Annotated in this window: 10 protein-coding genes; 6 read left to right on the plus strand and 4 right to left on the minus strand. The window is 75.6% G+C overall.

Annotated features, from left to right (window positions below):
- Positions 1-30 precede the first annotated feature (30 nt).
- Positions 31-1,116 carry an MmpS family transport accessory protein gene (locus tag GA0070622_RS33425; protein ID WP_091570249.1) on the minus strand — a complete coding sequence of 362 codons (1,086 nt, stop codon included), beginning with the start codon at positions 1,114-1,116 and terminating at the stop codon, positions 31-33.
- Positions 1,117-1,536: 420 nt separating this feature from the next.
- On the opposite strand from GA0070622_RS33425, the gene glmS reads away from it, so the two are divergent.
- Positions 1,537-3,450, plus strand: a complete 1,914-nt coding sequence (gene glmS, locus GA0070622_RS06740; protein ID WP_091570253.1) for a glutamine--fructose-6-phosphate transaminase (isomerizing) — start codon at positions 1,537-1,539, stop codon at positions 3,448-3,450.
- 50 nt (positions 3,451-3,500) lie between these two features.
- Here glmS and GA0070622_RS06745 read toward each other — a convergent pair whose 3' ends face one another.
- Positions 3,501-5,144: an alpha/beta hydrolase gene (locus GA0070622_RS06745; protein ID WP_091570257.1), complete on the minus strand. Its 1,644-nt coding sequence runs from the start codon at positions 5,142-5,144 to the stop codon at positions 3,501-3,503.
- Entirely contained in the window at positions 5,141-5,443 is a 303-nt protein-coding gene (locus tag GA0070622_RS06750) for a type VII secretion target (protein ID WP_091570262.1), read from the minus strand. The genes GA0070622_RS06745 and GA0070622_RS06750 overlap by 4 nt, the downstream gene beginning before the upstream one ends.
- Before the next feature lie 252 nt (positions 5,444-5,695).
- Here GA0070622_RS06750 and GA0070622_RS06755 point away from each other — a divergent pair, with 252 nt between their 5' ends.
- The 5 genes from GA0070622_RS06755 (at position 5,696) to ung (ending at position 10,667) form a co-directional block, all read left to right on the plus strand.
- Positions 5,696-7,165, plus strand: a complete 1,470-nt coding sequence (locus tag GA0070622_RS06755) for an NAD(P)H-hydrate dehydratase (RefSeq protein WP_091570267.1) — start codon at positions 5,696-5,698, stop codon at positions 7,163-7,165.
- 73 nt (positions 7,166-7,238) lie between these two features.
- Complete coding sequence (alr, locus tag GA0070622_RS06760; protein ID WP_091570271.1) at positions 7,239-8,357, plus strand: alanine racemase; 1,119 nt, start codon at positions 7,239-7,241, stop codon at positions 8,355-8,357.
- Positions 8,354-9,439: an alpha/beta fold hydrolase gene (locus GA0070622_RS06765; RefSeq protein ID WP_091570275.1), complete on the plus strand. Its 1,086-nt coding sequence runs from the start codon at positions 8,354-8,356 to the stop codon at positions 9,437-9,439. The genes alr and GA0070622_RS06765 overlap by 4 nt, the downstream gene beginning before the upstream one ends.
- Entirely contained in the window at positions 9,430-9,912 is a 483-nt protein-coding gene (gene tsaE / locus GA0070622_RS06770) for a tRNA (adenosine(37)-N6)-threonylcarbamoyltransferase complex ATPase subunit type 1 TsaE (protein ID WP_091576953.1), read from the plus strand. Before GA0070622_RS06765 ends, tsaE begins: the two co-directional genes overlap by 10 nt.
- 53 nt (positions 9,913-9,965) lie before the next feature.
- Positions 9,966-10,667 (plus strand): uracil-DNA glycosylase, encoded by a 702-nt coding sequence (gene ung, locus GA0070622_RS06775; RefSeq protein WP_091570280.1) that lies wholly within the window; start codon positions 9,966-9,968, stop codon positions 10,665-10,667.
- Here the strand turns inward: ung and GA0070622_RS06780 are convergent.
- Complete coding sequence (locus GA0070622_RS06780) at positions 10,656-11,381, minus strand: helix-turn-helix domain-containing protein (protein ID WP_091570284.1); 726 nt, start codon at positions 11,379-11,381, stop codon at positions 10,656-10,658. The two genes, ung and GA0070622_RS06780, sit on opposite strands and share 12 nt — an antisense overlap.
- Positions 11,382-11,592: the final 211 nt, after the last annotated feature.

An 11,592-nucleotide genomic window follows, 5' to 3' on the forward strand; every position in this document is an offset into this window, starting at 1 on the left:
GCGGCCAGCCTACGGCCCACCTCCGACGCGTCACCAGCCGAAGCAGGTCGCGCCCCACCGGCCGGAGTTCCGGTACACCTCCCGGCCGTCGACGGTGATCCGGCAGGTCACGTCGCCGGCGTCGGGTCCGGCCGGGGTCGCGGTGACCTGCACCCGCTCGCGGTTGTTCGCGGTGAGGCGCAGGCGCCAGGGCGAGGCCACGTCGTCGAGGTGGAGCAGGTTCTCGCCCGCGTCGTAGAACTGCACGTCCACCGGGCCGGTCGCGGTCACCTCGTAGACGACGGTGAAGCGTCCGGGCCCGCCCGACGGGGTGGTCACCGGCACCGTGGGCGTCGGCTCGTCCGCGATCCCGTCCGGGTCGTCGAGGTAGGGGTCGTCGAGATAGGGGTCGTCGTAGGGCTCCCCGGCCGAGGTCGAGTCGTCCACGAACGCCCCGAGCACGCCCAGGCCGACGCAGCCGCAGAAGGCCAGCACCAGCGCGGCGACCACGGTGACCACCAGGCCGACCACCCAACCGCCGGTGGAGCGGCGCGGGACCCCGCCGGGATACGCGTACGGCGGCGGGTACGGCCCGGGCGGATACGCCCCCGGCGGATAGGCGGCCGGCGGATAGGCCGCGGGCGGATAGGCGGCCGGCGGCCGACCGGGTGCGGCCGGGCCACCGGGCGGCGTCCCGCCGGTGTCACCGGGCGACGGGACGGCCGGGTCGCCGGACCAGCCGGCAGGCGTGACGGCGGGTGGGACGGCCGGTCGGGGGTGGCCGGCCGCTTCCGGCGCCGTCCAGCCCGCGCCGCCGGCCGGTGCCCCCGTCGGTCGGCCCGGTCCCGGGTCGACGCCCTGCCCGGGGGTGTCGGGCCGGTCGGTCGGGCCGGGCGTGCCGGCAGGGTCGGATGTGCCGGAGTGGTCGCCGGTCCAGGGGCCCGGTGCCCAGGTCGGCGGCGACCACGGGGCGGGCGGCGTCCACGGCTGCGGGGCGGCCAGCGGGTCGGGCGGCGTCCAGGACGATGCCGCTGGCGGCGCGATCGGGTCGCCGGGCGTCGCGGCCGGGTGGGCCGGTGTCGGGGGTGGGCCGCTCGGCCCGGAGCCCGGCTCGGGGGCGGGGGTCGTCTCGGACATCGGCTCAGCTCACAGGGGTACGGCGCGGACGTCCGCGGCGGGGTGGGCGCGGCCCTCAATGTAGGGCGTGCCAGCCACCCCCGCGGCCCCGCCCTGCGCCCTCCCCAGAACCCCGCCCCGACCCGGCGATCAAGGAGTTGGCGTCGGAGGGTGGCATGTCGTCCGACCGGAACTCCTTGGTCAACATCGGTGACCGCACACGGGCCGGGCGGCCGGGCGTCGATCGCCGCGCCTGCCCTGCCGGGGCCTCGCACGCGGTGATGCTGGAGGCCGCCGCCATGCCGACCGGCCAAGGCTCCACGCGGGATGGGCCGCTTTGTCCGATCCGCCGCCCCCGCTCATCGGTTCGCTCATGTTCAGTGATCGTTAACCCGCCTTCCGAGCACGCGCGGTGAGCGAAACTCGGCTAGGCTGCGGACCATGTGTGGAATCGTGGGTTACGCCGGTGCGCGCCCGGCGCTCGGCATCGTGCTCGACGGACTGCGGCGGCTGGAATACCGCGGCTACGACTCGGCCGGGGTCGCCGTCGTCTGCGACGACGAGCTGCTGACCGAGAAGAAGGCCGGCAAGCTGGCCAACCTGGAGAAGGTCCTCTCCGAGCGGGCCGCGAGCAACCCCGAGGACTGCGCCGCCAGCCCGATCGGCATCGGCGACGGCACCACCGGCATCGGCCACACCCGGTGGGCCACCCACGGCGGGCCGACCGACCGCAACGCCCACCCCCACCTCGCCCCCGACGGCCGGGTCGCCGTGATCCACAACGGCATCATCGAGAACTTCGCGAAGCTGCGCGCCGAGCTGGAGGACGAGGGCGTCGAGTTCGCCAGCGACACCGACACCGAGTGCGCCGCGCACCTGATCGCCCGCGCGCTGGCCGACCTGCGCTCGGCCGGTGAGACCGACAGCCCGCAGCTCCTCGCCGCCGCCATGCGGGTGGTGTGCGCCCGCCTGGAGGGCGCGTTCACGCTGCTCGCCGTCGACGCCGGCATCCCCGGCGCGGTGGTCGGCGCCCGGCGCAACTCGCCGCTGGTCGTGGGCCGGGGCGACGGCGAGAACTACCTGGCCAGCGACGTGGCGGCGTTCATCGAGCACACCCGGGAGGCGGTCGAGCTGGGGCAGGACCAGATCGTCCTGATCACGCCGGACAGCATCGACATCACCGACTTCGCCGGCCAGCCGGCGAGCGGCAAGGACTTCCACATCGACTGGGACTCGTCGGCCGCCGAGAAGGGCGGCTACGACTGGTTCATGCTCAAGGAGATCGAGGAGCAGCCGCAGGCCATCGCCGACACGCTGCTCGGTCGGCTCACCGAGACCGGCGAGATCGCGCTCGACGAGGTGCGCCTCAGCGAGCAGGACCTGCGCGACGTCGACAAGATCTTCATCGTCGCCTGCGGCACGGCCTACCACTCCGGCCTGGTCGCGAAGTACGCCATCGAGCACTGGACCCGCATCCCGTGCGAGGTGGAACTGGCCAGCGAGTTCCGCTACCGCGATCCCGTGCTCGACCGCTCCACGCTGATCGTGGTGATCTCGCAGTCCGGCGAGACGATGGACACGCTGATGGCGCTGCGGCACGCCAAGGAGCAGAAGGCCCGCGTGCTGGCCATCTGCAACACCAACGGCTCCACCATCCCGCGCGAGTCCGACGCGGTGCTCTACACCCACGGCGGCCCGGAGATCGCGGTCGCCTCCACCAAGGCGTTCCTCACCCAGCTCGTCGCCTGCTACCTGATCGGGCTGCACCTGGCCCAGGTGCGCGGCATCAAGTTCGCCGACGAGGTGGGCGCGGTGGTGGCCCAGCTCCAGGAGATGCCGGGCAAGCTGCGTGAGCTGCTGGACCGCATCGAGCCGGTCCGCGAGCTGGCCCGCGAGTTGAAGTCCGAGCCGACGGTGCTGTTCATCGGCCGGCACGTGGGCTACCCGGTCGCCCTGGAGGGCGCGCTGAAGCTCAAGGAGCTGGCCTACATGCACGCCGAGGGTTTCGCCGCCGGCGAGCTGAAGCACGGGCCGATCGCGCTCATCGACCAGGGCACGCCGGTGATCTGCATCGTGCCGTCGCCGGTCGGCCGGGGCATGCTGCACGACAAGGTCGTCTCCAACATCCAGGAGGTGCGCGCCCGGGGCGCCCGCACCATCGTGATCGCGGAGGAGGGCGACCAGGCGGTGGTCCGTTACGCCGACCACCTGATCTACGTGCCGCGTACGCCCACGCTGCTGGCGCCGCTGGTGACGACCGTGCCGCTCCAGGTGCTCGCCGCCGAGATCGCCGCCGCCCGGGGGCACGACGTCGACCAGCCGCGGAACCTCGCCAAGTCGGTCACCGTCGAGTAACCGACCCGTTCCGGCCCCCTCCGCCCCACGACGGAGGGGGCCGCGTCGGCTCACCCACCCAGCACGATCCGCGCCATCCCGTCCAACGCCGGGTTGTCGGGATCCCAGTAGCCGGTGTGGCCGTGCGGGGCGCTGGGGAAGCGCCGGCCGCCGAAGCCCGGGCCGCTCGGGTCTTCGCCGAACCACAGTCGCCCGGCGTGCGGGTCGAGCGCGGCCAGCGCCGGACCGAGCGGCGTGCCGGCCAGCAGGGTCCGGCGGGCCAGTTCGTCCGGTGGACGGGCCAGCCGGATGACGTCGTCGGGCGCGGTCGCCGCCCACACCTGCCCGGCCGGCATCCGCAGCTCGGTGGCGTGGTCGACGCCCACCCCCGGGGACCCCACGAAGACCAGCGCGTCGGCGCCCAGGCCGTGGTCCCGGGCGGCGGTGCCGACCACCACGGAGCCGTAGCTGTGCCCGAGCACGGTCTGCCGGGCCGGCGGTCCCTCGTGCGTGGCCCGCAACCCCTCCTGGAAGCGGTGCAGCGCCGGCCCGGCGTCCTCGGCCTGCCGGGCGCCGGCCGCCTCGGTGAGCCGGTCCGGCGCGTCGTAGTCCAGCCAGAGCACCGCCGCCGTCTCCGCGCCCGGCCCGATCGCGGCGCACCGCTGGAGCACCCGGGCGGCCCGCCTCAGCTCGGCCGGCGCGTCGGCGAGGTCCGAGGTCATGCCCGGCACGTAGGTCAGCACCGCGCCGGCCCGGTCCGGGTTGCCGAGCGCCACCACCGCCCGCCCGTCCCCGGCCGGGTCGAGACCCAACAGGTACGCCCGTGGCGCCCCGGGCGCGGCGAGCCGCTCGGCCAACCCGTCGAGCCCGCGCAGCGCCGCCTCCACCCCGGCCAGCCGGGCGCGGCGGGCCACCTCGAACGGCGCCGCCGGCAACGGGCGGGACAGCGCGATCCGACGGGCGAGCAGCTCCTCCCGCCGGTCGGCGAGCAGGAGCCGGTTGGCCTGGTCGCGGGCGGTCACGGGCACCCCGTCGAGCCGGCCCACCCGGCCCGGCTCCCGCCCGACCAGCCACCGCCGTTCGGCCGGGCTCAGGCCGGCCCACCAGCGGCTCACCTCGGCCGGCCCGGCGCCCGGCCCGGGCCGCCAGGCCGGTGGCACGCTCACCCAGCCGCGTGCCGCCGCCGTGGTCAGCTCGGCCAGCCGGCCGGCGGCCTCCCGGTCCGCCGCGCCGGCCAGGGTCAGCGCGTCCCGGATCCCGGCCCGTGCGCGCACCACCGCCGGGCCGGCCTGGTCGACGGGCCGGCCGGGAGGCGACCGGACGGCGCCGTGGCGGTCCACCAGCAGGCCGCCGCTCTCGGCCCGGGCCACCTCGGCGCCGAGCCGGGCCTTCGCGACGCCCAGCCGGGCGCCGAACTCGGCGAGCGCCTGGTCGGCCTCGACCAACGCCGGCAGCACGTCGGTGAGCGCCGTCCGCAGCTCTCCGATCCGCCGCTGCGCGGCCGTGGACGCCGCACCGGTCCAGCCCGGGCGGAGTTTCTCGACCCGGGCGGTCAGCCCGTCGGCCCGGCGGCGCACCGGGCCGGCGAGGCCACGCCAGGCCGCGCCGGCGGCGGGCCACGCGACCGGGTCGGCCCGCCAGAGCTGCGCGTAGCCGGCCGGTGCGTCCCGGTCCGGGGCGGAGGCCGGCGCGGGGCGCGAACGCGGGGCGCTCACCGGGAGATCCCGGCGAGGCGGTGGGCGGCCCGGTCGTCCACCGCGTCGTAGCCGTCGGCCCCGGCGCGCAACGCCTCGGCGGTGTCGGCGACCCGGGCCGCCAGCGTGCCCGACCAGCGCCGCACCGCCGCCTCCAGGTCGGCCAGCGCACCGCCCGACCGCCAGCCGTCCGCCGGTGCCACCAGCAGCGGTTCCGACGCCTCGCCCGACACACCGGCCAGCCGGCGCGCGTCGTCGCCCAGTTCCCGCGCCACCGCCCGCAGCAGCTCCGGATCGACGTCGAACGGCTCCTCCACCACGTGCCCTCCCCGCCTCGGCCGGCCCCACCGGCCGGCTCCGCACGGCGACGACGCTAGGCGGAACGGCGGTGGCGTCGTCGACCCTGTGGACAACGGGCGAGGTTTTCCACAGGCGCGTTCGTGGGCCGGTTGCGGGCACCTGCCGCCGGTAGGGTGAGGCCTGATCGAGACCCGCACGCGGGCCCTCGGTCGACCGTCGGCACGGTGGTCGACACGCCGGACGGGCGGCACGACGAAACGGGACGGGGTGGCATGAGACCGGTGTGGCGGGTCGCTGACGTTCGCGCGGCGGAGGCGGGTCTGATGGCCACCCTCCCGGCCGGGGCGTTGATGCACCGGGCCGCGGCCGGGCTGGCCCGGCGGTGCGCGCTGCTGCTCGGCGACCGGGGCGGCGTCTACGGCGCCCGGGTCCTGCTGCTGGTCGGCTCCGGCGACAACGGCGGCGACGCGCTCTACGCGGGCGCGCACCTGGCCCGCCGGGGCGTCGCGGTCGCGGCGCTGCTCCTCACCCCCGGGCGGGCGCACGCCGACGGTCTGGCCGCGCTGCGTGCCGCCGGCGGGCGGGTGGTCGACCGGCCGCCCGCCGTGGTCGACCTGGTGCTCGACGGCATCGTGGGCATCGGCGGCACCGGTGGTCTGCGGGAGACCGCCGAGCAGCTCGCGGCGAGCCTGGCCGAGCGTTGTGGACGCGACGGCACGCGCGCCACGGTGGTCGCGGTGGACGTGCCGAGCGGCGTCGCGGTCGACACCGGGCACGTCCCGCTGACCGACGCCGGCCGGCCCTGCGCCGTCCGCGCCGACGTGACCGTGGCCTTCGGCGCGCTCAAGCCGGCCCTGGTGGTCGGCCCGGCCGCCGCGCTGGCCGGGCAGGTCGAGCTGGTCGACATCGGGCTGACGCCGTGGCTGCGCGGCTCGCCCGCGCTCCGGGTGACCGAGTGGTCGGACGTGGTCGACTGGTGGCCCGCGCTCGGCCCGGCGTCGGAGAAATACTCGCGGGGCGTGGTCGGGGTGGCCACCGGGTCGGCCACCTATCCGGGCGCGGCGGTGCTCTCGGTCGGCGGTGCGCTGGCCGGTCCCACCGGCCTGGTCCGCTACGCCGGGGGCGCCCGCGCCGAAGTGGTCCACCAGCACCCGTCGGTGATCGCCACCGGCCGGGTCGCCGACGCCGGCCGGGTGCAGGCCTGGGTCTGCGGGTCCGGGCTCGGCACCGGCGAGGAGTCCGCCGCCGAGCTGCGCGCGGTGCTGGCCGCGCCGGTGCCGGTGGTGCTGGACGCCGACGCGTTGACCCTGCTCGTCGACGGCAAGCTGGCCGACCGGCTGCGCGGCCGGGACGCCCCGATCGTGGTGACCCCGCACGACCGGGAATACGCCCGGCTCTGCGGCGAGATGCCGGGGGAGGACCGGGTCTCGGCGGCGCTGCGGCTGGCCGCCTGGATGAACGCGGTGGTGCTGCTGAAGGGTGATCGGACGATCGTCGGCACGCCCGACGGGCGGGCGTACGTCAACCCGACCGGCACCCCGGTGCTGGCCACCGGTGGCACCGGCGACGTGCTGGCCGGGCTGCTCGGCTCGCTGCTCGCCGGCGGTCTGGCCCCCGAGCGGGCGGCCGCCGCCGCGGCGTACCTGCACGGGCTGGCCGGTCGGGAGGCGGCGCGCGGCGGCCCGGTGACCGCACCCGACGTGGCCGCCGCGTTGCGCCCGGTGCTGGCCCGACTGGGCTGATCCGGGCGCGGCCCGTGACGCCGGCCGCGCGGCTCACGGCCACGATGATCACCGGCGGAAGTAGGCTGGGGGTATGTGGCAGTCGGAGGTGCGCGTCGATCTCGACGCGATCCGGGAGAACGTGGCCCGGCTCAAGGCCGGCACCAGCGCCGAGCTGATGGCGGTGGTGAAGGCCGACGGATACGGGCACGGCATGGTGCCGGCGGCCCGCGCGGCGCTCGACGCCGGGGCGGACCAGCTCGGCGTCTGCACCCTGGACGAGGCGCTCCGGCTGCGCCAGGAGGGGATCACCGCGCCGGTCCTGGCCTGGCTGCTCGATCCGGGCCTGCCGCTGCACGACGGCATCGCGGTCGGGGTCGACCTGGGCTGCGCCAGCCTTCCCCAGCTCGACGAGATGATCGAGGCGAGCCGCCGGGCCGACCGCCCGGCCCGGCTGCACCTCAAGATCGACACCGGGTTGTCCCGGGGCGGGGCCACCGTGGCCGACTGGCCCACCCTGCTGGAGGCCGCCGCGAAGGCCCAGGCCGACGGTCTGGTCGAGGTGGTCGGCGTGTGGAGCCACTTCGTGTACGCGGACTCACCCGGCCATCCCACCACCGACCGCCAGCTCGCCGTCTTCCGCGAAGGGCTGGAGATGGTGACCCGCGCCGGCCTGCGGCCCCGCTACCGCCACCTGGCCAACTCGGCGGCCACGCTGACCCGGCCGGACACCCACTTCGACCTGGTCCGTCCCGGCATCGCGGTCTACGGTCTGTCGCCGATCGCGGGCGAGCGGTTCGGCCTGCGGCCCGCGATGACGGCCCGGGCCCGGGTGATGCTGACCAAGCGGGTACCGGCCGGCACCGGCGTCTCCTACGGCCACACCTACCTCACCGAGAACGAGAGCAACCTGGCGGTGGTGCCGCTGGGCTACGCCGACGGGGTGCCCCGGCACGCCTCGAACACCGGTCCGGTGCTGCTCGCCGGCGAGCGGCGGACCATCTCGGGGCGGGTCTGCATGGACCAGTTCGTGGTCGACTGCGGCGACGACGAGGTGGCCGCCGGGGACGTGGTGACGCTGTTCGGCAGCGGCGCGGACGGTGAGCCCACCGCCGACGACTGGGCCGAGGCGGTCGGCACCATCAACTACGAGATCGTGACCCGCTTCGGTGGGGTGCGGGTGCCCCGCGTCTACGACGGCGAGCGCGTATGAACCTGCGGGTGCCCCGTCCGCGCAGCGCCGCCGGCAAGGTCGCCGGCCTGGTCGGCGCGGCCGTCGGGGTGGCCGCGGCCGGGCTCGCGGCGGGCGTGGTCAGCGAGCGGGTGCTGGTCCGCCGGCTCAAGAACGACCCCGCCGACCGGTACGCCCACGAGGTCTTCGACCAGCAGCGCTACGACGAGGCGTACGAGCTGGAGATGCCGGACGGCACCGACATCCACGTCGAGGTGGTCGAGCCGACCCGGCCGGTCCCCGGCCGTCCGACGGTCGTGCTGGTGCACGGGTTCTGCCTGGACATGGGGACCTTCCACTTCCAGCGCAAGCTGCTCACGGAGCGCGGGGACTACCGGGTGGTCGCGTACGACCAGCCGGGGCACGGCCGTTCCGGGAGGCTGGAGTCCGGCGAGTACGACCTGGTCGCGCTGGGCCGCACGTTGCGCAGGGTGCTCGACGAGGTGGCGCCGGAGGGGCCGCTGGTGCTGGTCGGGCACTCGATGGGCGGCATGACCATCATGGCGCTCGCCGAGATATACCCGGAGCTGTTCGGCGACCGGGTGGTCGGCACCGTGCTGATGGCCACCTCCGGCGGCCTGGCCGCGGAGACGAAGCTGGTGGCCCCCGCGCTGCTCGGCCGGGTCGGCGCGCCGGTGCTCTACATGATGAGCAACGCCACCCGCTACGGCGGCACGGTGATCGACAAGGCCCGCAGGTCGACGTCGAACGTGGCCTGGCTGCTCACCCGCAAGTACGGCTTCGGCACCCCGAAGCCCAGCCCGGCCCTGGTGTCGTACGTCGAGACGATGAACTCCCGCACCTCGGCCGACACCGTCACCCGCTACCTGCGCACCCTGGCCACCCACTCGCGCTTCCCGGCGCTGGCCGCGTTGGCCGGCACGCCCGTGCTGGTGATCGTGGGGGACAAGGACATGATCACGCCGGTGACGCACTCCGAGGAGATCGTCCGGCGGTTGCCGCACGCCGAGTTCGTGAAGATCCACGACAGCGGGCACGTGGTGATGCTCGAGCACGCGGACGACGTCAACGCGGCGCTGGAAAGGTTCCTGGAATCCCTGTGACGGTGGAGCTGACGACCCTCGACGACACGCACCGGTTCGGCCGCCGGCTGGCCGGCGTGCTGCGCGCCGGCGACCTGCTGCTGCTCAGCGGCCCGCTGGGGGCCGGCAAGACCGCGCTGACCCAGGGCATCGGCGCCGGCCTCGGCGTCCGCGGGGACATCACCTCGCCCACGTTCGTCATCGCCCGGGTGCACCGGCCGGATCCGGCGCGGGGCGGCCGGGTGACGCTGGTGCACGCCGACGCCTACCGGCTGGGGGAGTCCGCCGACCCGCGCGCCGAGATCGACGACCTCGACCTGGACGCCTCGGTGGACGAGGCGGTCACCGTGGTGGAGTGGGGCGAGGGGATGGTCGAGCAACTGGTCGACGCGCACCTGCGGGTGCGCATCGACCGGCGCGACGACGACACCCGGGTGATCACCCTGGAACCGGTCGGCGGCGACTGGGCGGCGAGGCTGGCGACCCTCGACTGAGCGTTGTCGTACCCGCTGCCTAGAGTCCCGGGGACGACTGCGAAAGGTTGCCGATGCCCGACGACGCCCCCGCCCTCGACCTGTTGGCGCTCCTGCCCGAGCCGTGGCGGGAGGCGATCGCCCCGCACCTCGACCCGGCCCGCACCGCGGCGCTGGCCGAGTTCGTCGCCCGGGAGTACGCGACCGCCACGGTCTTCCCCCCGCTGGAGGACCTGTTCTCGGCCTACCGCCTGTGCGGGCCGGCGCAGACGCGGGTGCTCATCCTCGGGCAGGACCCCTACCACAAGGCGGGGCAGGCGCACGGGCTGAGCTTCAGCGTGCGCGAGGGCGTGACGGTGCCGCCGTCGCTGCGCAACGTCTTCAAGGAGCTGGGCGAGGACCTGGGCGTGCCGAAGCCGCGCAGCGGCAACCTCGACGGCTGGGCGGCGCAGGGCGTGTTGCTGCTCAACTCGGTGCTCACGGTCCGCCAGGCCACGCCGGGCTCGCACGCCAACCGGGGCTGGGAGGAGTTCACCGACGCCACCATCAGGGCGCTCGACGCGCTCGACCAGCGGGTGGTGTTCCTGCTGTGGGGCGGCTACGCCCGCAAGAAGGCGGCGCTGGTCACCAACCCGCGGCACGTGGTGCTGGAGGCCGGGCACCCGAGCCCGATGAACCCGAAGGGCTTCCTCGGCAGCCGCCCGTTCAGCGCGGCCAACAAGGCGCTCGCCGACGCCGGCCTGCCCACCGTCGACTGGGAACGCTCAGCCGGCTGACCCGTCCGGCGCCTCGCCGGCTGCGGCGAGGCGCCGCCGGTGCCGGCGGAGCAGCTCGGCCGTGCGCGGGTCCGTCACCTCGATCTCGACCAGTGGCTCGACCGGGTACGCACGCTCTCCGAGGCGGATCTCGACGGGCTCGGGCAGCTCCTCGCACATCCGGGCGCGCAGCTCGCCGTAGCGGGTGAGCCAGCGGTGCTCGCCCGGTTCGTTGGGTTCCGGGTGCACTCCGCCCCACTCCTCCCAGCGTGCGTTCCACCGCTGCGCGTGGGCCCGCTCCAGCCACTTGGTGAAGCGGGGGGCGTCCCGCCACCGCACCGCGATCTCGACCGCGTCCACCGGCAGCGGAGCGCCCTGGAGCAGGGCCGCCGTGCCGCCGGTCAGCACGTACGGCAGGTCGCCCAGGGCGTCGATGATCCGGTCCAGCCCGAGATCCGCGATCCGCTCGGGCAGGGCGGTCCCGGCCGCCTCGTCGAGCGTCGCGTCGAGGTGGCTGTCGAGCGGCTCCACCTCGATTCGGAGCTGGCGCCCGAGCGCGCCGAGCAGCCGTTCCACGGTCGGCAGGCTCGGTAGCCGGTCGCCACGCTCGATCCGGGCGACGGCGGCCTGGCTCAGGCCGACCCGCCCGGCCAGCGCCTGCTGGGTGAGCCCCGCGTGCTCCCGCTCGTGCCGGAGGGTGCGGGCCACCTGCCCGGCGAGGCGACTCTCGGTCATCCCGGGAGGATGGCACGTCGGTTCCGAGCGATATACCGCTCAGTCATAAATATGACCCAGCGGTATATCGCTCTCGAAGGGTGCCGTGACCCGACGGCGTCACCGTCCGGCGCGGGCGCGGGCGCGGGCGACGGCGACGGCGACGGCGAAGGCAGGTGGCGGCGAGGAGCGGGCAGCGAGGGCGAAGGCAGGTGGCGGCGAGGAGCGGGCA

It is taken from the genome of Micromonospora sediminicola (genome assembly GCF_900089585.1).
Classification (GTDB): domain Bacteria; phylum Actinomycetota; class Actinomycetes; order Mycobacteriales; family Micromonosporaceae; genus Micromonospora; species Micromonospora sediminicola.

Excerpts from the sequence above, each read along its gene's own strand:
- GA0070622_RS06765 (WP_091570275.1), top strand. The coding sequence starts at position 8,354 with ATGAACCTGCGGGTGCCCCGTCCGCGCAGCGCCGCCGGCAAGGTCGCC.
- ung (WP_091570280.1), top strand. The coding sequence starts at position 9,966 with ATGCCCGACGACGCCCCCGCCCTCGACCTGTTGGCGCTCCTGCCCGAG.
- alr (WP_091570271.1), top strand. The coding sequence starts at position 7,239 with ATGTGGCAGTCGGAGGTGCGCGTCGATCTCGACGCGATCCGGGAGAAC.
- GA0070622_RS33425 (WP_091570249.1), bottom strand. The coding sequence starts at position 1,116 with ATGTCCGAGACGACCCCCGCCCCCGAGCCGGGCTCCGGGCCGAGCGGC.
- GA0070622_RS06780 (WP_091570284.1), bottom strand. The coding sequence starts at position 11,381 with ATGACCGAGAGTCGCCTCGCCGGGCAGGTGGCCCGCACCCTCCGGCAC.
- GA0070622_RS06755 (WP_091570267.1), top strand. The coding sequence starts at position 5,696 with ATGAGACCGGTGTGGCGGGTCGCTGACGTTCGCGCGGCGGAGGCGGGT.
- glmS (WP_091570253.1), top strand. The coding sequence starts at position 1,537 with ATGTGTGGAATCGTGGGTTACGCCGGTGCGCGCCCGGCGCTCGGCATC.